Source organism: Nonomuraea cavernae (genome assembly GCF_040655715.1).
Taxonomy (GTDB): Bacteria; Actinomycetota; Actinomycetes; order Streptosporangiales; family Streptosporangiaceae; genus Nonomuraea; species Nonomuraea cavernae_A.
This window is the reverse complement of the sequence record NZ_JBFAKL010000001.1, coordinates 459,878-480,294: the sequence shown is the minus strand read 5'-3', so window position 1 is coordinate 480,294 and position 20,417 is coordinate 459,878. Positions and strand designations below refer to the sequence as shown.

Sequence of the window (20,417 nt, the reverse complement as noted above, 5' to 3'; positions counted from 1 at the left end):
TAGCGTTGAATTGTCTCCGCGCCTTTTCGGGTATATGTTTGGCCTCAGCGAATGAAACAATGCTCCGCGAAAGGATTGCGTAGATGGCCAAGCAGATCCAGGAGATTCTCATCGATGACCTCGATGGGGGCGAGGCCAATGAGACGGTCAGCTTCGCTATTGACGGCTCCTCCTATGAGATTGACCTCAGCGACGTTAACGCCAAGAAGCTGAGGGACGCGCTCACACCTTTCGTACAGCACGCTCGCCGGGCCGGTGCCGTGGCTCCGCGGCGACGTGGGCGTGGTGGGCAGCGTGCGATGAGCCGCGAGAAGAGCTCGGAGATCCGGCAGTGGGCCAAGGCTCACGGCCTGCCGGTCAGCGAGCGAGGCCGCATCGCCTCCACCGTCGTGGAGAAGTACGAAGCCGCTCACTGAGCGACCCGTCTCCCGACCATGCGCTTATGCCGTTCGCCTAGGACCCCGGCGAACGCCATAAGCGCATGATCATTTTACCGTCGTTCTCAAATGCTGGACGGTTCGGTTTGTCGATCTTCCGGCTGCTCCGTATGGGGACATTTGGGCCCGTGTCGCTCCCGTTACTGAATGCCACGAACGCAAAGCCTTTTGTGATGCCCCCCACGAATGCGGGTTTCTCCGCCTTGGCGCGTTCCACAGTGCGCTCCACGGCCCCGATCCGGCCGTGCGCGCCGAATGCCGGCGCCCACCCGCCGCCGGCGGGAGACCGGAGGCTCAAGGGGCCTTCGGTAACCGGGCTGACCAGTCTGCGGATTTCCGCGTGACCCCGGGCCGGGTCCCGGGCGGTTTGGCATGGTTTGAGGTGCGACATAAGATGTTTGCGTATGAGTCTCGGGCGCGACATCCGCGACGGCCTCCCCAGGTCCACTCGCTCCCGCGCCCGACGGCGATCTGTGTCGATCTGCCCCCGCTGCGGCGGTCATTCCGAGGCGCTTCCCGCAGGCCCGCTAAACATCGTTCGCTTGCGGCGTATCGGGAACACGCCACCCCCGAACGGTAGTTGGATAGAGGGTGAACGCCCTGCTCTCGGGGAACGTCTCTGCTATAGAGCGTGTCAGCGGCAGTCGGCGCGGTTCGCCGAGCCAGGGCTAGCATGCGGGATGACGGGACCGGATTAACCGGCCTGACTGACCGCTCTGTGAGGAGCGACGAGATGTTCGAGAGGTTCACCGACCGAGCGAGGCGGGTTGTCGTCCTGGCCCAAGAAGAGGCCAGGATGCTCAACCACAACTACATCGGCACTGAGCACATTCTTCTTGGTTTGATCCATGAAGGTGAGGGCGTGGCCGCCAAGGCTCTGGAGAGCCTCGGCATCAGCCTTGAAGGAGTGCGCCAGCAGGTCGAGGAGATCATCGGCCAGGGCCAGTCGGCTCCGTCGGGGCACATTCCGTTCACCCCGCGGGCCAAGAAGGTTCTTGAGCTGTCGCTCCGTGAGGCTTTGCAGCTGGGTCACAACTACATCGGCACCGAGCACATCCTGCTCGGGCTCATCCGTGAGGGTGAAGGTGTGGCGGCGCAGGTGCTGGTCAAGCTTGGAGCAGATCTCAACCGTGTCAGGCAGCAGGTCATCCAGTTGCTCCACGGCTACCAGGGTAAGGAGCCGGCCGCCGCGGGAGGCCCGCAGGAGTCGGCCCCGTCGACCTCCCTGGTGCTCGACCAGTTCGGCCGCAACCTGACCCAGGCGGCCCGCGAGGGCAAGTTGGATCCGGTCATCGGCCGCGAGAAGGAGATCGAGCGGGTCATGCAGGTCCTCTCCCGGAGGACCAAGAACAACCCCGTTCTCATCGGCGAGCCCGGCGTCGGCAAGACCGCCGTCGTGGAGGGCCTGTCGCAGAAGATCGTCAGGGGCGAGGTGCCCGAGACGCTGAAGGACAAGCAGCTCTACACGCTTGACCTCGGTGCCCTGGTCGCCGGCTCCCGCTACCGCGGTGACTTCGAGGAGCGCCTGAAGAAGGTGCTCAAGGAGATCCGCACGCGCGGTGACATCATCCTGTTCATCGACGAGCTGCACACGCTCGTGGGTGCGGGCGCCGCGGAGGGCGCGATCGACGCCGCCAGCATCCTCAAGCCGATGCTGGCCCGCGGCGAGCTGCAGACCATCGGCGCGACCACGCTCGACGAGTACCGCAAGTACCTCGAGAAGGACGCCGCGCTGGAGCGCCGGTTCCAGCCGATCCAGGTGGCCGAGCCCTCGCTCAGCCACACGATCGAGATCCTCAAGGGTCTGCGCGACCGCTACGAGGCGCACCACCGCGTGTCGATCACCGACGGCGCGCTCGTCGCCGCCGCGCAGCTGGCCGACCGCTACATCAGCGACCGCTACCTTCCCGACAAGGCGATCGACCTCATCGACGAGGCCGGTTCGCGGATGCGCATCCGCCGGATGACCGCTCCGCCGGACCTGCGCGAATACGACGAGAAGATCGCCAACGTCCGTCGCGACAAGGAGTCCGCGATCGACGCGCAGGACTTCGAGAAGGCGGCTGCCCTCCGCGACCAGGAGAAGCAGCTCCAGCTCAAGCGCGAGCGCCGGGAGAAGGAGTGGAAGGCCGGCGACATGGACGTCGTGGCCGAGGTCACCGAGGAGCTCATCGCCGAGGTCCTGGCGACGGCCACCGGCATCCCGGTCTTCAAGCTGACCGAGGAGGAGTCGCAGCGCCTGCTCCGCATGGAGGACGAGCTCCACAAGCGGATCATCGGCCAGGACGACGCCATCAAGGGCCTGTCGCGGTCCATCCGGCGCACCCGCGCCGGTCTGAAGGACCCGCGGCGTCCCGGCGGCTCGTTCATCTTCGCGGGTCCGTCCGGTGTCGGTAAGACCGAGCTGTCCAAGGCTCTGGCGGAGTTCCTCTTCGGCGACGAAGACGCTCTGATCAGCCTGGACATGTCCGAGTTCATGGAGAAGCACACCGTCTCCAGGCTGTTCGGCTCGCCTCCCGGCTACGTCGGCTACGAGGAGGGCGGCCAGCTCACCGAGAAGGTGCGGCGCAAGCCGTTCTCCGTGGTCCTGTTCGACGAGATCGAGAAGGCCCACCCCGACATCTTCAACTCGCTGCTGCAGATCCTGGAAGACGGTCGCCTGACCGATGCCCAGGGCCGGGTGGTCGACTTCAAGAACACGGTCATCATCATGACCACCAACCTCGGCACCCGGGACATCTCCAAGGGCATCGGGGTCGGGTTCGCGAAGTCCAACGACGCCGACTCCAACTACGACCGGATGAAGTCCAAGGTCCAGGAAGAGCTCAAGCAGCACTTCCGGCCCGAGTTCCTCAACCGTGTCGACGACATCGTGGTCTTCCACCAGCTGACGCCGGCCGAGATCATCAAGATCGTGGATCTGATGCTCGCCATGGTCGACTCCCGCCTGAAGGACCGCGACATGGGTCTCGACGTCTCGCCCGAGGCCAAGCAACTGCTGGCCGACCGCGGTTACGACCCGGTCATGGGCGCCCGTCCGCTGCGGCGTACGATCCAGCGTGAGCTGGAGGACTCGCTGTCGGAGAAGATCCTCTACGGCGAGCTCCGCCCGGGGCAGGTCGTCAAGGTCACCATCGAGGGCGAGGGCGACAACGCCAAGTTCGTCTTCGTCGGTGAGGACGCGGTCTCCCAGGTTCCCGACTCGGCCGCTGCGATCGCCGCGCCGATCCAGCACTAACAGCCACCAGGCTCGTCCAAGCCCCCGTGTGAGTCATCACACGGGGGCTTTCGCGTATCCCAGCCACCTGGCCAGTGGTTGTTGCTGAATTCTTGGTCAGCGAGGTGTATCGCCACCATAAGTAGTACTACACTGCGTAGAGTACGTTCAGCCTGCTCCAAGTAAGCCACAAGATCGAGTGCCTAGGGTGTCACTGCTCCCAGGGGAGTAGTGAGCCATCAACTCAGGGGGGACGCGTGTGCCCGCCCGGAGCAGGCATGCTCGGCAGGGCCCCCGTGTGATCCCTGAGGCGGGCGACGAGATCGATCTCAATGCAAAAGCCGTGGAGGAAACCGATGCGCCTGCGTCACTACGACGGAACGCTCGTTCACCTCGCCTACAACGCAGGCGTCCACCCCGCTGAAGACCTGGAGAACCTGATCGCCCACCTGACCCGCTACGCCGTGCCGGTGCGCAAGCGGCTCGGCGTCGAGCGGATGGGGGTCGGGCTGTGGCTCTCGTCCAGCGTGGCCGACCACCTCACGGCCGACCGCATCGAGCTCGTCCGCCTGCGCCGCTCACTGGAGGAGCGCGGCCTGGAGGTGGTGAGCCTCAACGGCACCGGCGGGCGCAACCAGGAAGTGCCGGGCCCCGACTGGGCCAAGCCCGAGCGCTACCGCTACACGATGGCGCTGGCCAAGATCCTGGCGTTCCTGCTGCCCGACGACGTGCGGTTCGGCAGCATTTCCACGATCCCGATCGGCTGGCGGCGTGACTGGCCCGCCGATCTCCACTCGATCGCCACGCGCCGCCTGGAGCGGCTGGCCAGAGAGCTGCGCGGCATCTACAGCGTGACCGGCAAGACCATCCGCGTCGGCTTCGAGCCGTGGCCCGGCTGCGTTCTGGAGACCACGGAGCAGGCGCTGGAGCGGGTCTGCGGCATCGACTCCGAGCATCTGGGCGTCGTTCTCGACGCCTGCCACCTGGCCGGCGGCGCCGAGGAGGCCGGTGCGGCGCTGCGCGGCCTGGCCGCCGCGGGTGCTCCCGTGGTCAAGCTGGGCCACGTCCACAGTCACGAGACGCCCGGCACGGGCGCGGTGCTGCACGACACGCTCACGGCCATGCTGTCGGGCGCGGTGAGTGGCACCGCGCACATCGAGGTCGAGACGCACAACCTGTCGGTCCCGGGCCGGGCCAAGGGGCCGGGCGCTCTGGTCTCCGTGCTGGCGGAGGAGCTCGACTGGGCTCGCAGCAACCTCACGGGCCTGGGTCTCCAGCTCGCCGCGTAGAGGGCGCGTGCAGACCTCTTCATCGCCATTTGGGTACGGCGTAGAGGGCGCGTACTGACCTCTTCGTCGCCGTTTCCGGGAGCGCGCACGACCCTGAGTCCGAACGCGCCCGGCGGCGCGTTCCTAGGTGAGCCCAAGCGGTGGGTCTTTCTCGTGCGGTACGGCCGTCACAGGGTGCCGAACCAGCCCGGGGCGTCGAGGCGCCACAGGTTGGCCGGTGTCACCTTGCGGAGGTCGGACTCGAGTGCCTGGAGGCGGTCCTCGCCCAGTGTGACGGACCAGCGGGCGCGGAGCTCGTCGAAGATCTGGGCGGAGCGGGCCAGGGCGTCCATGCCGTGAGGGGTCAGGCGGACGATCTTGCGCCGAGTGTCCTCGGGGTCGCGTGTGCGTTCCACGTAGCCGAGGCGTTCGAGGGTTTCGATGGTCTTGCCGGCCGCCTGTTTGGTGACGCCGAGGGTGTGGCCGAGGTCCACCGCCGTCGTGCCCCGGGGGCCGATGGCCTGCATGACGAAGCCGTGCATGGGCCGGATGTCCGGGTGGCCCTGCCGTCCGAGCTCGGCGTGAAGCTCGTCGATGAGGCCCCGGAAGGCCAGGAGGAGACGGAGTGGCAGCTCGAAACCCGGGGACGCGCTTGACATGATAGACAACCTGGTTCACTATATAGACAAATGTGTTGTCTATCTTAGGGGAGGCAGTCATGGCTGTCATTCGCGACGCGCAGGCGCGCCGAATCGAGACGCCCAACGGGGTGATGACCACTCTCGCCTCGCCCACCCAGGGCGCGGCCGGGCAGGCCATGTGGCGCGTCGACGCCACGCCGGGCATGGAAGGGCCCGTGCACGCCTTCGACGGCGAGTCGGTGTGGACCTGGCTCGCCGGGGCGGGCACCGTGGACGTGGGCGGCGAGCGGTTCGAGCTGACGGCGGGGGACACGATGGTGCTGCCCGCCAACGTGACGCGGCGCATGTTCGCGGACCGGGAGCACGGTTTCGCGGCGATCGTGACGGCGCCGGCCGGGATCCAGGTCTACAACCAGGAAGGATTGGCGGCTCCAGGCGCCTGCGATCTCGTCCCCGAGGGGACCGTACGAATGCCGCTCCCGTGGGCTCAGTGACCGGGTAGGCGGTAGGTGCCGTCGTCGAGGTGTTCGGCCAGGCCGTCGGTGATGAGGCCGTCGAGGGCGCGCTCACGCTGCACGGCGTCGTCCCACACCGTGTCCAGCGCCTCCTTGGGCACCGGGCCGTGGGCGGCGCGCAGGACCGCCAGCAGGCGGCCACGACACTGGCGGTCCGTGCCCGCATAGGTCTGGCCCTTGCGGGCGGGACCGGTGTGCGGTGGCTTTCCGGCCAGGCGCCAGGCGCAGGCGTGGGCGATCGGGCAGTCGGCGCATTTCGGGCCGCGGGACGTGCAGACCAGGGCGCCCAGCTCCATGACCGCCACGCCCCAGCGGGCGGCGCCGAGCTCGGGCAGGAGCGCCTCGGCCAGCCGGCGTTCGGCCGCGGACGTGGCCGTCGGTGGATACTCCTCGGCTCGCACCGCCCGCGCGAACACCCTGCGCACGTTCGTGTCGAGCACGGCGTGCCGGCCGCCGTACGCGAAGCTGGCGACCGCGGCGGCGGTGTATTCGCCGATGCCGGGCAGCGCCAGCAGCGTCGCGTGGTCTGACGGGACCTCGCCACCGTGGTCATCGGTGATGGCCCGGGCGCACGCGTGCAGCCGGAGCGCCCGGCGAGGGTAGCCGAGCCTGCCCCAGTGGCGGACGGCCTCGCCGGGCGGCTCGGCGGCCAGCGCCTTGGGCGTCGGCCAGCGGTCCATCCACTCGTGCCACATGGGCAGCACGCGGGCGACGGGCGTCTGCTGGAGCATGATCTCGCTGACCAGCACGCCCCACGGCGTCGCCTCGGCGGCGCGCCACGGGAGATCCCGGGCGTTGGAGTCGTACCACTCCAGAATGGGTAGGTGCAGGAGGTTCGGCTCAACCACGCGCCCCAGCGTATGCCGAGATGGCCAACAGCGGCGTGTCGTCACCCTAAGTAGCCAACGAATTACCATGCTGTGTGTATGGATCCGGAAGCGATGCGTGGCGACGGCGGCGATGGAGACGGCGACGTCTATTGGCGACGGCGGATGAGCGTGCTCATCGCGGTCCTGGTGGTGGTGGCCGTGGTGGCGTGGGCGTGTTCCAGCGGGGCCGACGGGCCCGAGCGCACCTCCAACGCCGAGACCTCGCCGTCCGCCTCCCCGAGCACCGACCCGCTGCTGGCCGGGCTCCGCACCCTGGCCCTCGGGACGGCCACCCCGACGCCCAAGCCGAGCGTCAGCAAGGCCACGCCGTCCGCCAAGCCGTCGCAACGGGCGGGACAGCCCTGCGCGGAGGGCGACCTGGTGCTCAGCCTGCAGGGCGAGCAGGAGGTCTATGCGGGCGGCGCCCGGCCCACCTTCCTCGTCACCGTGGTCAACACCGGGCCGGTGATGTGCAAGGCCGACGTCGGGCCGAGGGCGATGGAGATCCGCATCACCTCGGGTGACGATCGGATCTGGTCCACGGTCGACTGCGTCAGCGGGCCGGGCACCGACATGAAGGAGCTGCAGCGGGGCGTGCCCTACGTGCGCTCCATGGAGTGGGACCGCCGCCGTTCGAGCGAGACCTGCGGCGTCCAGTCGTCGGCGGCGCTGCCGGGGACGTACGTGGCGGTGGTGCGGATGGGCGGGCTGCGGAGCCCCAAGAGGGTCTTCCACCTGCGCTAGCCCGTGGGGGCTCACCTGCGCTAGCCCGGCCCCGTGCTAGCCCGTGAGAGCTCGTCCGCGCTAGCCCGTGGGGGCTTAGACGTAGCGCTCGAGGATCGACGACTCGGCCAGGCGGGACAGGCCCTCGCGGACGCTGCGGGCGCGCGACTCGCCGACGCCGCCGACCGCCTGCAGGTCGTCGATGCTGGCCGCGAGGAGCTTCTGCAGACCGCCGAAATGGTTGACCAGGCGGTCGACGACCGTGGCGGGCAGGCGGGGGACCTTGGCCAGGAGGCGGAAACCGCGCGGGCTGACCGCGCTGTCGAGCGTCTCGCCGTCGTCGTGGCCGAGCACATGGGCGACCGCCGACAGGTCGAGGAGCTCGCTACCCGAGAGCTGGTCGAGATCGTGCATGGCCTCGGCGAACCGCCGGGTGCGCCGGCCCATGGGAGACGGGAGATAGTCGCGCACCACCAGCTCGCGCTCGGAGTCGACGCCCGCCACCAGCTCGTCGAGCTGAAGCGAGAGCAGGCGGCCGTCGGTGCCCAGCTCGACCACGTAGCCCTTGATCTCGTCGCTGATGCGCCTGACCATCTCCAGCCGCTGCGCCACGGCGGCCACGTCGCGGACCGTGACCAGATCCTCGATCTCCAGGGCGGACAGCGTGCCGGAGACCTCGTCGAGGCGGTGTTTGTAGCGCTCAAGGGTGGCCAGGGCCTGGTTGGCCTTGGACAGGATGGCCGCCGACTCCTCCAGGACATAGCGGATGCCGTCGAGGTAGAGGGCGATGATGCGCATCGACTTGCTGATCGCGATGATCGGCAGGCCGGTCTGCCGGGCGACGCGCTGGGCGGTGCGGTGACGGGTGCCGGACTCGTCGGTGGGGATGGCCGGATCGGGCACGAGGTGCACCGCCGCCCGGATGATCTTGTGCTCGCCGTTGACCACGATCGCGCCGTCCATCTTGGCCAGCTCGCGCAGCCGGGTCGCGGAGAAGTCGACCTCGAGCTCGAATCCGCCGCTGCACACCTGCTCGACCACGTTGTTGTAGCCGAGCACGATCAGCCCACCGGTCTGCCCGCGAAGGATCCGCTCGAGCCCGTCGCGCAGTGGTGTGCCCGGAGCCACCGAAGCAAGAGCTATGCGACGACGGTCGTCGAGACTCCTGTCGTTTGCCACCTGACCCCCGAGTCCGATTAGTCAAGCTCAGCTTAGCCGTGCTATGTGACGTGCGTGAGCGCGTCCCAGACGTTCTCCGCCTCCACGACCTCGAAGCCGGGGGCGAAGGCGACCGGCCCCACCGGCACGAGGCTGCGCCCGCCGCCGCGCTTGCGGGTGCTCTCGTCGAGCGAACCGGCCGGCACCAGCGCGCGTTTGAACCCGAGCCGGGCGGCCTCGGCGAGCCGCCGCCGCACGTCCTTGACCGGTCGCAGCTCGCCCGCCAGCCCGACCTCGCCGAGCGCGACGAGCCCGGCGGGCAGCGGCTTGTCGCCCGCGGCGCTCGCCACGGCCAGCATCACCGACAGGTCGATCGCGGGGTCGGCCAGCTTGATGCCGCCGACGGTCGCGGTGAACACGTCGCAGCCGCCGAGCTTGGCGTTGAGCCGGCGCTCCAGCACCGCGAGGATCATCTGGACCCGGTAGGTGTCGAGCCCGGAGGAGGAACGCCTGGGCTGCTGCGCCTCGGTGCGGGCGACCAGGGCCTGCACCTCGGCGGGCAGCGGCCGGGTGCCCTCGACGGTCACGGTCACACAGGTGCCGGGCACCGGCTCGCTGCGCCGCGAGACGAACAGACCGCTCGGGTCGGTGATGCCCTCGATGCCGCGCTCGTGCAGGTCGAAGCAGCCGACCTCGTCGATGGGGCCGAACCGGTTTTTGATCGCGCGGACCATGCGGAGCCGCGAGTGCCGGTCGCCCTCGAAACTGAGCACGACGTCGACCAGGTGCTCAAGCGTGCGCGGGCCGGCGATCGAGCCCTCCTTGGTGACGTGGCCCACCAGGACGGTCGCCATGTTGCGCTCCTTGGCCAGGCGCACCAGGTTTGCCGCGACCTCGCGCACCTGGGTGACCCCGCCCGGCACGCCGGTGGCCTGCGCGGAGCCGATCGTCTGCACCGAGTCGACCACGAGCAGCCTGGGCTGGACCTTCTCCACATGGGCGATCAGGGCCGACAGCTCGGTCTCGGCCGCGAGGTAGAGATCGTTCTCGATCGCGCCGATGCGGTCGGCGCGCAGCCGCACCTGGGCGGCCGACTCCTCGCCCGTGATGTAGAGGACGGTGTCGCGCTCGGCGATGCGGGCGGCGGCCTCCAGCAGCAGCGTCGACTTGCCGATGCCCGGCTCGCCCGCCAGCAGCACGACCGCGCCGGGCACCAGGCCGCCGCCCAGCACGCGGTCGAGCTCGGCGACGCCGGTCGTGCGGGCGGTCGCCACCTCGGCCTTGACCTGGCCGATCGGCATGGCCGGGGCGGTCGTGGCACCCGCCTGGACGACGTGCGCGCCGGCCCGCGCGCCCTCCTCGTCGACCGTGCCCCACGCCTGGCACTCGCCACACCGGCCCACCCACTTGGTGGTGCGCCACCCGCACTCGGCACAGCGGTAACCGGGCTTCTGCGCTGACTTGGCCATGCGGAGCAGGCTAGCGGGCCCTGCCGACAATCTTCGACCTCCCCGTCGTGCCGTCGCTCACAACGTGTGCGTCTGGAAGGCGGTCGTCTGCGGCGCCAGGTAGGCGGTGTCCGGCTGAGGGGTGAAGCCCGGGACGACCGACAGATCGTGGCCGCGGGTGAAGACGCGAACCTGGGTCTTGGCCGGCGGCAGCACGAGCGTGACCTCCAGCGGCCCGGCGGGGACGTGGTAGGCGAAGCCGCTGCGGCCGCCCAGCTCCCTCCCGTCCACCGTGATGGGCACCGGCTCCGCCAGGCTGAGCCCGGTGACCGGCCCGCCCGCTCCAGGCGTCAGCCTGAGCGTGAGCGTGCGGCGGTCGCCGGACGTCTCGTCCTTCAGCACGTCCACCGAGGGCGCCCGTAAATGGGTGGACGCCTGGGCGGGAGTGGTGGCCCAGCCTCCGTCATCGAAGAACCTCTCGCTCTCCGCGCTCTGTTGCGCTGAGCGGGAGCCCCAGACGGCCGTGCCCGTCGCCGTGTCCATGGCGTAGGCCACGCGCGTCTGGCGCGGATGTCCGGCGTCGAAGCGGTCGACGGCCAGGCCCGCGCCCAGCAGCGCCACGGCCGCGACCAGACCGGTCACCGGCGGCAGAAGTGCTCGGCCGCGTGCGGACGGTCGTGAACCGGCCAGTGGCAGCAGGAGTAGCACCAGGAGGGCGAGGTGCGGAGCGGACAGCATGCCGCCGATCCGCAGGCCCACGTCGAGCGAGCCCAGCGCGGTGCCGCCGAGCAGCACGGTGGCCGGAGCCAGCCCGACCGTGAGCGCGAGCACGGGGCGGCGCACGCGCAGCGAGACCAGCCAGCCGAGCGCGGCGAACAGCGCGGACCAGGTCAGAGTGTGGGACCCGCCGGGCAACGCCGCCGCGGACGCCGCGCCGAGCAGGGCCACGAGCAGCACCGCGCCGGCCGCGAGCTCGACGGGCCGCCCGAGCAGCCGCCAGGCCGCCACGATCGCCGCCGTGAACACCAGCAGCGCGGCCTGGTAAAGCAACGGCCGGTAGGGGTCGCCGGTGAGCAGCTCGGTGTATTCGGGCCTGATCAGCCCGAGCAGCGGCATGATCGCGTAGCCGGCGGCACCGGCGGCCAGCACCGGCAGCAGGGCCAGCCCGGTGGCCCCGGCCAGGCGGGGCAGGGTGAGCAGCGCCCGCCGGCGCAGCGCCCACACCAGCGCGCCGGCCGCCACCAGCGCGCCCAGCGCGACGGGCAGCTCCAGCCAGGCCGGATAGCGCACGAACAGGCCGGGCAGGGTGAAGTAGACGGACTCCCCGGCGGATCCGAGCGTCGCCAGGTCGGCCCCGCCGAGCGCGCGGGTCAGGGCAAGGGCGTTGTCGCCCATCTGCTGCAGGCTGCCCAGGTCGAGGTGGGCCGGGTCGTCGAGATGCGTGTGATAGTAGGCCCCTCCGCCCATGAAGGCCGAGTCGAGGCCCATCCAGCCGGCCTTGTCGAACACGTGGTAGTCGGTGTTGTTGGGCAGCAGCGACAGCAGCGCGGCGAAGGCCGAGTCGGCCGACGGATGGGGCGCGGCCGAGCCGTACACCTCGACGGCGCCGGGTGAGCCGCGGAACATCTGCACGGTGCCGCGCACCCCGCGGGCCTCGTTGTTGAGCACGACGGCCGTGCCCTTGGCCAGGGGGTCGTGCCTGACGAAGGCGTCGGCCCCGAGCAGGCCGAGCTCCTCGCCATCGGTGATGAGGAGGACGACGTCGTTGCGCAGCGGCCCGGGCAGCGCCCTGGCGACCTCCAGCATGGTGGCCACGCCCGCGCCGTCGTCGGAGGCGCCGGGGCCCGCGGCCACCGAGTCGTAGTGGGCGGCCAGGACGACCCGGCCGGTCGGGTCGGTGCCGGGCCGGATCGCCACGATGTTGCGCATCCGGCCCATCGGCGTCACGCCGTCGTGGTCGAGGGGCAGCACACCCACCTCGTCCTGGACTCGGGTCTCCAGGCCGAGCGCGCGCAGCCGGGAGACCAACTGCTCGCGGACGCGGTCGTGCTCGGCCGAGCCGGGCGGATGGGGAGCCTGGGCGATGGCCTCGACGTGCTCGAAGGCCCGGGTGGCGCTGAAGGAGCCGGCGGGCGCGCCGGCCGGGCTCGGGCTGGGGGGTGCGAGGTCGAGCATGGTGACCGCGAGCAACGCCGCGAGCGCGACGAGCCCGACGAGGGCGTTGCGGGTCATGGGCACCACGCTAGGCCGCCGGATGCCGTCTGTGATCAGCCCTGAGCATGATCTATGGGTCAGCCGTAGGGACTAGGCCAGGCCGAGCCCGGCCTGGCACTGACTAGGCCAGGCCGAGCTCGGCGACCAGCATGCGCTTGGGCCTGGCCCCCACGACCTGCTTGACCGGCTCGCCGTTCTCGAACAACAGCAATGTGGGCAGGCTCATGACCCCGTAGCGGGCCATGAGCTCGGGGTGCTCGTCGGTGTTGAGCTTGCCGACGGCCAGGCCGTGCTCGGTCTCGATCTCGGCGAGCACCGGGGCGATCATGCGGCACGGCGGGCACCACTCGGCCCAGAAGTCGACGAGCACCGGCTTGTCGCTCCCGAGGACCTGCTCGGTGAAGTTCTCCGTGGTCAACGTGATCATGTCTCTCCCTTGAGGACGCAACCTGGACAGGATTCGGCCAGCTGGGCGGCCACTTCCGCGCGGCGGGCGAGCAGGACGCGGATCTCGTCGTCGATCTGGGTCAGCTTGCGCCGGTAGACCGCGACCGACTCGCGGCAGGAGCCGCCCGTCGTGTTGCCCGCGCGCAGGCAGTCGACGAACGGCCGGGTGTCCTCGAGCGTGAAGCCCACGGACAGCAGTGCCCGGATCTCGTCCACCAGCCTGACGTCGTCCTCGGTGTACTGCCGGTAGCCGTTGGTCCCCCGCCGGGTCGTCAGCAGGCCGTGCTGCTCGTAGTAGCGGAGGGAACGGCTGCTCACCCCGGTCCGGCGGGCCAGCTCTCCGATGCGCATGCGGCCACGGTAATCCTTGACACTGACGTCAGGGTCAAGCCGGGAAGTGGCACCAGCGCAGCACGTTGGGGTAGGCCAGCTCCAGGCCGGGCGTCTCGGCGATCGCCTCCTCGGCCACCCGCGGGGCGAACTCGATGCGCAGCACCGCCTCCAGGTCGGCCCTGCGTTCGAAGACCATGCGCAGGTCGAGCGGCTGCCGCTGCCAGCCCTGCCGCAGCCAGAAGTCCTCCACCCGCTGCGCGGAGTAGGTGGGCACGGTACGCGAGAACCAGCGGCCGAACGATCCGCGCCCGGCGTCGAGGTCGATGACGAACGCCGTGCCGCCTCGGCGCAGCACCCGGGACAGCTCGCGCAGGCCGGGCTCGCAGCCGGGGCCGAAGAAGTAGGCCCAGCGGGCGACCGCGACGTCCACCGAAGAGTCGGGCAGCGGGAGGTCCTGCGCCGTGCCGGCGTGCACGGTGACGTTGGCCAGCTGGGCGCACCGGCGGCGGGCCAGCGCGACCAGGTCGCCATGTGGCTCGACCCCGATCACCCGCGCCGCGCCCGTGACGTCCCCGATCACCCGCGCCGTGGCGTCTCCGGTAACCCGCGCCGCGCCCGTGGCGATCCCGGTCATGCTCGCCGCGCCCGTGGCCAGGCCGGGCAGGTGGTAGCCGGTGCCGCAGCCGATGTCGAGCACCGTGGCGCCGGCCCACGGACGCAGCGCCCACATGGCCGCGTTGGCGGCGCCGTCCGGATCGACGGCGCGATTCTCCAGCTCGTAGACCTGCGGAGAGTGCCAGATGTTGGGGCTCGGGATGGCGCCCTTGGCGATCCGGGACATGCCCCAACCGTAGGGGCTCGCGCGCCAGAACGGCTTCACCGGCTTAGGCTGGCAATGTGGCTGACGTCATCCGTGTGCCCAATGCGAAGATCGCATTGTCCACCGCTTCGGTATATCCCGAGCGCACTCCAGACGCGTTCGAACTGGCCGCACGCCTGGGCTACGACGGTGTCGAGATCATGGTCGGCGCCGATCCCGTGAGCCAGGACATCGACGTGATCGAGCGGCTCTCAGATCACTACGAGATCCCGGTCCTGGCCATCCACGCGCCCTGCCTGCTCGTCACGCAACGAGTCTGGGGGCGCGACCCGTGGGCCAAGCTGGTCAAGGCGCGGGAGGCGGCCGAGCGGCTCGGCGCCTCGACGGTCGTGGTGCACCCGCCGTTCCGCTGGCAGCGCGACTACGCGCGCGACTTCGAGGCCGGGCTGGCCCGCATGCGCGATGAGACCGGCGTCACGTTCGCCGTGGAGAACATGTTCCCGCTGCGCGCCAGGGGCAACGACGTGGTGCCCTACTCGCCCGACTGGAACCCGCTCGACTACGACTTCCCCCAGGTGACGCTCGACCTCTCGCACACCGCCGTGTCGGGCACCGACGCGATGGAGCTGGCCACCAAGCTCGGCGACCGGCTGGCCCACCTCCACCTGGCCGACGGCCTCGGCGTGACCAACAAGGACGAGCACCTGGTGCCCGGCCGCGGCAACCAGCCGTGCGCGCCGATGCTGGAACGGCTGGCGCGCTCCGGTTACGGCGGGCTGGTCGTCCTGGAGGTCAACACGCGCAAGGCGGCCAGCCGCAGCGAGCGCATCGACGATCTCGCCGAGGGGCTGGCGTTCGCCCGGCTCCACCTGGCGGCGTCCACATGAGCGCCGGCCCGATGCGCGGAGTGAGACCGTGAGCACCATCAAGCGGCGGCCCGGCCGCAGGCCCGGTTCGGCCGACACCCGCGGCGAGATCCTGGCCGCGGCCAGGCGGGTCTTCGCCGAGATGGGGTTCGACAAGGCCACGGTGCGGGGCATCGCCAGGGAGGCCCAGGTCGACCCCGCTCTCGTGCACCACTACTTCGACACCAAGGAGGGCATCTTCGCGGAGGCTCTGCGACTGCCGCTCAATCCCGAGCTCGTCGTGTCGACGCTGCTGGAGGGCCCGCGCGAGGGCATCGGAGAGCGGTTGGTACGGTTGATCCTGACAGTGACGGCGGCTGCCGAGACCCGGGAGCCGATGCTCGCCCTGATCCGTTCGGCCATGACGCATGACCATGCCGCGTCGATGTTCAGGGACTTCGTCACCAATGCTCTCCTCTACCGGGTCGCGGACGCGCTCAGCGTCCCCCACCTGCGGATCGAGGCCGCGTTCAGCCAGATGTTCGGCGTGCTGATGGCTCGTTACGTGCTCAAACTCGAACCGATGGCCAGCGCCGACCCGGAGGAACTCGTCGAACTGCTGGCTCCGACCCTGCAGCGATACTTCACCGAGTAGAGCATTGTTCTAGAATGAGTCCTGACCATAGGGTAAGGTCGCGTAACCTCGGCGATGTTACCGATAGGTAGGATTTAGAGGACACCTGGTCATTACGTGGATGACCGGCGACCGTACGCTGGCAGCCAACGTCGTCTGTGGGAGGACCCCGTGCTCTGGGTAGCCATCATCGGGCTCGTCATGACCGTCCTGGCGGTGGCCGTCGCGGGCCGCAGGGCGCTCTTCCTCTTCAAGCTCGCGACGGTGGGCCCACCCGCGCCCGAGCGCATCGAGTACGCCAAGGACAACGCGGGTGACGAGCTCAAGGCGCAACTCGTCGAGGTGCTCGGGCAGAAGAAGCTGCTCAAGTGGACACCGTCCGGCGTCGCGCACTTCTTCGTCATGTGGGCGTTCTTCATCCTGCTGACCGTCTACATCGAGGCGTACGGCGCGATCATCCAGGGCGCGATCACCGGCACCCCCGACTTCCACATCCCGCTCGTCGGGACCTGGCCGATCCTCGGCTTCCTGCAGGACTTCATCGCCGTCGCCTGTCTCCTGGGCCTGGTCGCGTTCGCCGCCATCCGGGTCAAGAACTCACCCAAGACGCTGGGCCGCAAGTCGCGCTTCTCCGGCTCGCATCTCGGCGGCGCGTGGCTCGTCCTGTTCATGATCTTCAACATCATCTGGACGCTCTTCCTGGCGCGCGGCGCGGCGTCGGCCAACGGCAACCTGCCCTATTCGGCGGGCGCCTTCGTGTCGATCCCGCTGGGCGACGTGCTGCCGCAGAGCACCCTGCTGGAGGAGATCGCGCTGCTCCTGCACATCGGCTTCATGCTGGTGTTCCTGGTCATCGTGGTGCACTCCAAGCACCTGCACATCTTCACCGCGCCGCTGAACGTGCTCTTCTCGCGCCGCCCCGACGGCCTCGGCGCCGCCTCCGAGCTGCGCATCGACGGCAAGCTGGTCAACTTCGAGGACGAGGACCTCGACGCCGAACGGCTGGGCCGCGGCAAGATCGCCGACACCACGTGGAAGGGCTTCCTCGACTTCTACTCGTGCACCGAGTGCGGTCGCTGCCAGTCGCAGTGCCCGGCATGGAACACCGACAAGCCGCTGTCGCCGAAGATGCTCATCCTCGACCAGCGTGACCACGCGTTCAAGGTGGCCCCGTACCTGATGGCGGCCGCCAACGGCGGCTCGACGGCCGAGGCCAACCCCCACGCCGACACCGATGTGCTGGCCCTCCTGGAGAAGCCGCTGGTCGGCGAGGAGGGTGTGATCCACCCCGACGTGCTCTGGGCGTGCACCAACTGCGGCGCCTGCGTCGAGCAGTGCCCGGTGGACATCGAGCACATCGACCACATCCTCGACATGCGCCGCTACCAGGTGATGGTGGAGTCGTCGTTCCCGTCCGAGGCGGGGGTGATGGTGAAGAACCTGGAGAACAAGGGCAACCCGTGGGGCATGTCCGAGATGAAGCGGGCCGACTGGATCGAGGAGCTGGACTTCGAGGTCGAGGTCGTCGACGAGAAGATGCCCGAGGACACCGAGTACCTCTTCTGGGTCGGCTGCGCGGGAGCCCTGGAGGACCGGGCGAAGAAGACCACCAAGGCCGTCGCGGAGCTGCTGCACATCGCGGGCGTGAAGTTCGCCGTGCTCGGCCCGATGGAGGCGTGCACCGGTGACCCGGCCCGCCGGCTCGGCATGGAGTACCTGTTCAACATGCTGGCCCAGCAGAACATCGAGACGCTGAACGAGGCCGGCGTCAAGAAGATCGTCGCGACCTGCCCCCACTGCTTCAACACGCTGGCCAACGAGTATCCGCAGCTCGGTGGCACGTACGAGGTCGTCCACCACACGCAGCTGCTGGCCAAGCTGGTCGACGAGGGGCTGCTCACCCCGATCACGCCGATCGAGGAGAAGATCACTTACCACGACCCGTGCTTCCTCGGCCGCCACAACAAGGTCTACTCCCAGCCCCGCGACATCATGTCGAAGGTGCCGGGCGTGCAGACCCAGGAGATGCACCGCCACAAGGACCGCGGTTTCTGCTGCGGCGCCGGCGGCGCGCGCATGTGGATGGAGGAGCGCATCGGCAAGCGCATCAACACCGAGCGCGTCGACGAGGCCCTCACCACGAATCCCGACACCGTCTCCACCGCCTGTCCTTTCTGCATGGTGATGCTCGGCGACGCCATCAACGAGAAGAAGAACAGCGGCGAGGCCAAGGAGTCGCTGGAGGTCGTGGACGTCGCACAGCTCTTGATCAAATCGGTTAAAAGCGCATCTTGACCGGATAAAGTCGGACTCCTCCACGGATTTCTGTGGGGGAGTTCCGCTTGTCAGGAGCGCTTCTCGCCGGAAATCTGCCATCCACATAACGGGAAAATCACGGTAACCTCAACGTCGCATGGCTTCATTCGACGGGGAGGGGGCTCGCGATGCGCGTCGTTGTCACAGACGCGGAAGTCACGCTCGCAGACGTGCTCTCCCTGCGACTCGCCATCGAGGAGCCATTGGTGGACGGCACGGAGCTGGTGCTCCGGCATCGCGCGACGGGGGTCGAACGAGGTGTGCTGCTCGGCACGCCGGGCGCCAGGGCCAGCGAGGCCACACTGGCGGTCTCGCTGGCGCCGCTCGTGCTCACCGCCGGGCGCTGGGACGCCTACCTGCGCCACGATGGCAAGCGCATGCGGCTGCGGAGCGTCGACCCGGGCTTCTCGCTCGACCATCTCGACGCCTACGCGCTGTGCAGGCGCACTCTGGCCTACCGGTCCTACCGGACCCGCAACGGGTTCCTGGCCCTGAAGATCGACGACGCCTCGCCGTCCGCCGAGGTGCGCGCGATCTGGTTCCGCGAGGGCCGGTTCGAGGTGACCGGCCTGCTCGCGTTCACCGGGCTGGACGACGACGACTGCCGCCACGAGGCCCGGCTGGCGCTGCACCGCAGGCAGTCCGAGGACTTCATGACCCGCACCTCCGCCACCGTGCAGGGAGTCCGGTTCCACGCCGCGTTCTCGCTGGTCGACGTGCTCGCGGCCGACCCCGACGGGGCCGGCACCTGGGAGCCGTCGCTGAAGGTCGAGGGTGTGCCGACGACGATGAAGCTCGGCTCGCGCCTCGACGACATCGACGGCAAACGCCGCCGTCTGCACTATCCGTCGGCCCGCATCGACGGGGTGCCGATCCGCCCCTGCTACACCGCCGACGACGAGCTGCGGATCGAGGTGGGCGGGTGAAGATCGCCCTGGTCCTCCCCTCCGCGTACGGCATGCGCGGCGACGTCCGCTCCACCCTCAACCTGGCCAACGCGCTGGCGGAGCGGCACGAGGTCGAGGTGATCAGCGTCCGGCGGCCGAAGGAGAAACCGTTCTTCCCCGTCGCGTCCGGAGTGACGATGCGCTCGGTGATCGACGCCCGGCCGGGGAGCAGGCGGTTGTTCCCGCGTGGCCAGGTACGCGCCGAGGTCGCGCTGTGGCGACTGCTCCGCGGCCTCAGGTCCGACGTGATCATCACCACCCGGCCCGGGCTCGGGGTCCAGGTGGCCAAGCACGCGCCACGCGGCATGCTCAAGATCGCCCGTGAGTGGAGCCGGCCCGCCGTTCCCGGCCCGGTGCAGCGGTTCTACCCGCGGCTCAACGCGGTCGTCACGGCCACCGAGACGGCCGAGGCGGAGTGGTCCGAGCTGCTGGAGGACGAGGGGCCCGTCGTGCACACCGTGGCCGACGCGCTGCCCCACGGGCCGTGGCCGCGCTCCCGGATGGACAACCGCATCGTGGCGGCGGGCGGCCGGTGGGTGCCCGTCAAGGGGTACGACCGGCTGATCAGGTCGTTCGCCGTCGTCGCGGACAAGCGGCCCGACTGGCGGCTGCGGCTCTACGGCGGCGGGCCCGAGGAGAGGCGGCTGCGTGCCCTGGTGCGCGAGCTCGACCTGCACAACCACGTCTACTTCATGGGCACCACGCCCGACCTGCCCGGTGAGTTCGCCAAGGCGTCGATCGTGGCCAACACCTCGCACACCGGCGACCTGGGCATGACCGTGCTGGAGGCCATGGGCTGCGGGGTGCCCGTGGTGGCGGTCGAGGGCGCCAGGGGGCCGATGGAGTTCGTGGCGACCGGCTACAACGGCGTGCTGGTGCCCGAGGTCCAGGACGAGCTGGAGCTGTTCGCCGCGGCGTTGCTGGCGCTGATCGACGATGAGCGCAGGCGGCGTTCGCTGGCGGCGGGAGCGCTGGAGACGGCGGTCCGCCATTCGGCCGACGAGATGGCCCAGCAGTGGGAGACGCTGATTTCCGGCCTCCGCTGAGAGATACCTGATACGGGTATCGTGGAGTCATGCATGGGTACAGCGGAGACAAGCAGGCCTATCTGACCCGGCTGAGGCGGATCGAGGGCCAGATCAGGGGCCTGCAGCGGATGGTCGATGATGACTCCTACTGCATCGATGTGCTCACGCAGGTCTCCGCGGCGACGCGGGCGCTTCAGGCGGTGGCGCTCGGGCTGCTGGAGGACCACATCTCCCACTGCGTGGCCGACGCGATCAACACCGGCGGCCCCGAAGCCGAGGCGAAGGTCAAGGAGGCGTCGGCCGCGATCGCGCGTCTCGTCCGTTCGTAGGAGATCAGCGGCTTGACTGACTAGTCATATTGTGGGAAGCGGCACACCCCCCAAAATGACTGTCCCGGACCCCTGAGGAGTCCGGGACCAGGTCCAGTGATGGTCCTTCAGCGGCTCGCCGAAGTCCGCAATCCGAGCGCGTCGTCGAGCTCGTCCAAGGTCAGCCGCCGCTCACTGACTGCGACAGCGGTAAGCACCTCGGCGTAGAGCGCAATCTCGTCCAACGCG

Annotated in this window: 19 protein-coding genes; 11 read left to right on the top strand and 8 right to left on the bottom strand. The window is 69.5% G+C overall.

Translation table 11 applies throughout. The features are described 5' to 3' along the window. Positions 1-83: 83 nt before the first annotated feature. The 3 genes from AB0I38_RS02205 to AB0I38_RS02195 all read left to right on the top strand — a co-directional run bounded on the left by AB0I38_RS02205 (position 84) and on the right by AB0I38_RS02195 (position 4,943). Positions 84-416, top strand: a complete 333-nt coding sequence (locus AB0I38_RS02205) for a histone-like nucleoid-structuring protein Lsr2 (protein ID WP_358460475.1) — start codon at positions 84-86, stop codon at positions 414-416. A gap of 754 nt (positions 417-1,170) precedes the next feature. After that, a complete protein-coding gene (locus AB0I38_RS02200) occupies positions 1,171-3,675 on the top strand; it encodes an ATP-dependent Clp protease ATP-binding subunit (protein ID WP_358460472.1) in 2,505 nt (834 codons plus the stop codon). Between the two features lie 335 nt (positions 3,676-4,010). Then, positions 4,011-4,943: a TIM barrel protein gene (locus AB0I38_RS02195; protein WP_358460466.1), complete on the top strand. Its 933-nt coding sequence runs from the start codon at positions 4,011-4,013 to the stop codon at positions 4,941-4,943. 167 nt (positions 4,944-5,110) lie between these two features. On the opposite strand, the gene AB0I38_RS02190 is transcribed toward AB0I38_RS02195, so the two are convergent. Beyond that, positions 5,111-5,581, bottom strand: a complete 471-nt coding sequence (locus AB0I38_RS02190; RefSeq protein ID WP_358460463.1) for a MarR family winged helix-turn-helix transcriptional regulator — start codon at positions 5,579-5,581, stop codon at positions 5,111-5,113. A 59-nt stretch (positions 5,582-5,640) separates the two neighbouring features. Here AB0I38_RS02190 and AB0I38_RS02185 point away from each other — a divergent pair, with 59 nt between their 5' ends. After that, positions 5,641-6,057 carry a cupin domain-containing protein gene (locus AB0I38_RS02185; protein ID WP_358460460.1) on the top strand — a complete coding sequence of 139 codons (417 nt, stop codon included), beginning with the start codon at positions 5,641-5,643 and terminating at the stop codon, positions 6,055-6,057. Here AB0I38_RS02185 and AB0I38_RS02180 read toward each other — a convergent pair. Beyond that, a complete protein-coding gene (locus tag AB0I38_RS02180) occupies positions 6,051-6,926 on the bottom strand; it encodes an A/G-specific adenine glycosylase (RefSeq protein ID WP_358460458.1) in 876 nt (291 codons plus the stop codon). The two genes, AB0I38_RS02185 and AB0I38_RS02180, sit on opposite strands and share 7 nt — an antisense overlap. A 78-nt stretch (positions 6,927-7,004) precedes the next feature. On the opposite strand from AB0I38_RS02180, the gene AB0I38_RS02175 reads away from it, so the two are divergent. Further along, positions 7,005-7,691: a hypothetical protein gene (locus AB0I38_RS02175; RefSeq protein ID WP_358460455.1), complete on the top strand. Its 687-nt coding sequence runs from the start codon at positions 7,005-7,007 to the stop codon at positions 7,689-7,691. Between the two features lie 75 nt (positions 7,692-7,766). Here AB0I38_RS02175 and disA read toward each other — a convergent pair whose 3' ends face one another. From disA to AB0I38_RS02145, 6 genes are all read right to left on the bottom strand, one after another. Continuing rightward, positions 7,767-8,849, bottom strand: a complete 1,083-nt coding sequence (disA, locus tag AB0I38_RS02170) for a DNA integrity scanning diadenylate cyclase DisA (protein WP_358460452.1) — start codon at positions 8,847-8,849, stop codon at positions 7,767-7,769. Positions 8,850-8,890: 41 nt separating this feature from the next. Further along, entirely contained in the window at positions 8,891-10,297 is a 1,407-nt protein-coding gene (radA, locus tag AB0I38_RS02165) for a DNA repair protein RadA (RefSeq protein ID WP_358460449.1), read from the bottom strand. 57 nt (positions 10,298-10,354) lie between these two features. Continuing rightward, on the bottom strand, positions 10,355-12,508 hold the full coding sequence (locus AB0I38_RS02160) for a M20/M25/M40 family metallo-hydrolase (RefSeq protein WP_358460446.1): 2,154 nt from the start codon (positions 12,506-12,508) through the stop codon (positions 10,355-10,357). Positions 12,509-12,611: 103 nt separating this feature from the next. Next, positions 12,612-12,917, bottom strand: coding sequence for a thioredoxin (gene trxA, locus AB0I38_RS02155; RefSeq protein WP_358460442.1), 306 nt, complete (start codon positions 12,915-12,917; stop codon positions 12,612-12,614). Beyond that, a complete protein-coding gene (locus AB0I38_RS02150) occupies positions 12,914-13,288 on the bottom strand; it encodes a MerR family transcriptional regulator (RefSeq protein WP_358460439.1) in 375 nt (124 codons plus the stop codon). The genes trxA and AB0I38_RS02150 overlap by 4 nt, the downstream gene beginning before the upstream one ends. A 34-nt stretch (positions 13,289-13,322) precedes the next feature. Continuing rightward, complete coding sequence (locus tag AB0I38_RS02145; RefSeq protein ID WP_358460436.1) at positions 13,323-14,111, bottom strand: class I SAM-dependent methyltransferase; 789 nt, start codon at positions 14,109-14,111, stop codon at positions 13,323-13,325. A 56-nt stretch (positions 14,112-14,167) separates the two neighbouring features. On the opposite strand from AB0I38_RS02145, the gene AB0I38_RS02140 reads away from it, so the two are divergent. From AB0I38_RS02140 to AB0I38_RS02115, 6 genes are all read left to right on the top strand, one after another. After that, positions 14,168-14,977 (top strand): sugar phosphate isomerase/epimerase family protein, encoded by an 810-nt coding sequence (locus tag AB0I38_RS02140; protein ID WP_358460433.1) that lies wholly within the window; start codon positions 14,168-14,170, stop codon positions 14,975-14,977. 28 nt (positions 14,978-15,005) lie between these two features. Beyond that, entirely contained in the window at positions 15,006-15,590 is a 585-nt protein-coding gene (locus AB0I38_RS02135) for a TetR family transcriptional regulator (protein ID WP_358460430.1), read from the top strand. Positions 15,591-15,740: 150 nt separating this feature from the next. Continuing rightward, entirely contained in the window at positions 15,741-17,864 is a 2,124-nt protein-coding gene (locus AB0I38_RS02130) for a (Fe-S)-binding protein (protein WP_358460427.1), read from the top strand. Between the two features lie 191 nt (positions 17,865-18,055). After that, a complete protein-coding gene (locus AB0I38_RS02125; RefSeq protein ID WP_358460424.1) occupies positions 18,056-18,811 on the top strand; it encodes a hypothetical protein in 756 nt (251 codons plus the stop codon). Continuing rightward, on the top strand, positions 18,808-19,878 hold the full coding sequence (locus tag AB0I38_RS02120; protein WP_358460422.1) for a glycosyltransferase: 1,071 nt from the start codon (positions 18,808-18,810) through the stop codon (positions 19,876-19,878). The genes AB0I38_RS02125 and AB0I38_RS02120 overlap by 4 nt, the downstream gene beginning before the upstream one ends. Positions 19,879-19,907: 29 nt before the next feature. After that, the gene (locus AB0I38_RS02115; protein WP_189122168.1) at positions 19,908-20,189 is read left to right on the top strand and encodes a metal-sensitive transcriptional regulator; all 282 of its coding nucleotides are present in this window, start codon (positions 19,908-19,910) and stop codon (positions 20,187-20,189) included. The last annotated feature ends 228 nt before the right edge of the window (positions 20,190-20,417 follow it).

Excerpts from the sequence above, each read along its gene's own strand:
- AB0I38_RS02145 (WP_358460436.1), bottom strand. The coding sequence starts at position 14,111 with ATGTCCCGGATCGCCAAGGGCGCCATCCCGAGCCCCAACATCTGGCAC.
- AB0I38_RS02195 (WP_358460466.1), top strand. The coding sequence starts at position 4,011 with ATGCGCCTGCGTCACTACGACGGAACGCTCGTTCACCTCGCCTACAAC.
- trxA (WP_358460442.1), bottom strand. The coding sequence starts at position 12,917 with ATGATCACGTTGACCACGGAGAACTTCACCGAGCAGGTCCTCGGGAGC.
- AB0I38_RS02200 (WP_358460472.1), top strand. The coding sequence starts at position 1,171 with ATGTTCGAGAGGTTCACCGACCGAGCGAGGCGGGTTGTCGTCCTGGCC.
- AB0I38_RS02190 (WP_358460463.1), bottom strand. The coding sequence starts at position 5,581 with ATGTCAAGCGCGTCCCCGGGTTTCGAGCTGCCACTCCGTCTCCTCCTG.
- AB0I38_RS02115 (WP_189122168.1), top strand. The coding sequence starts at position 19,908 with ATGCATGGGTACAGCGGAGACAAGCAGGCCTATCTGACCCGGCTGAGG.
- radA (WP_358460449.1), bottom strand. The coding sequence starts at position 10,297 with ATGGCCAAGTCAGCGCAGAAGCCCGGTTACCGCTGTGCCGAGTGCGGG.
- AB0I38_RS02205 (WP_358460475.1), top strand. The coding sequence starts at position 84 with ATGGCCAAGCAGATCCAGGAGATTCTCATCGATGACCTCGATGGGGGC.
- AB0I38_RS02160 (WP_358460446.1), bottom strand. The coding sequence starts at position 12,508 with ATGACCCGCAACGCCCTCGTCGGGCTCGTCGCGCTCGCGGCGTTGCTC.
- AB0I38_RS02185 (WP_358460460.1), top strand. The coding sequence starts at position 5,641 with ATGGCTGTCATTCGCGACGCGCAGGCGCGCCGAATCGAGACGCCCAAC.
- AB0I38_RS02175 (WP_358460455.1), top strand. The coding sequence starts at position 7,005 with ATGGATCCGGAAGCGATGCGTGGCGACGGCGGCGATGGAGACGGCGAC.
- AB0I38_RS02150 (WP_358460439.1), bottom strand. The coding sequence starts at position 13,288 with ATGCGCATCGGAGAGCTGGCCCGCCGGACCGGGGTGAGCAGCCGTTCC.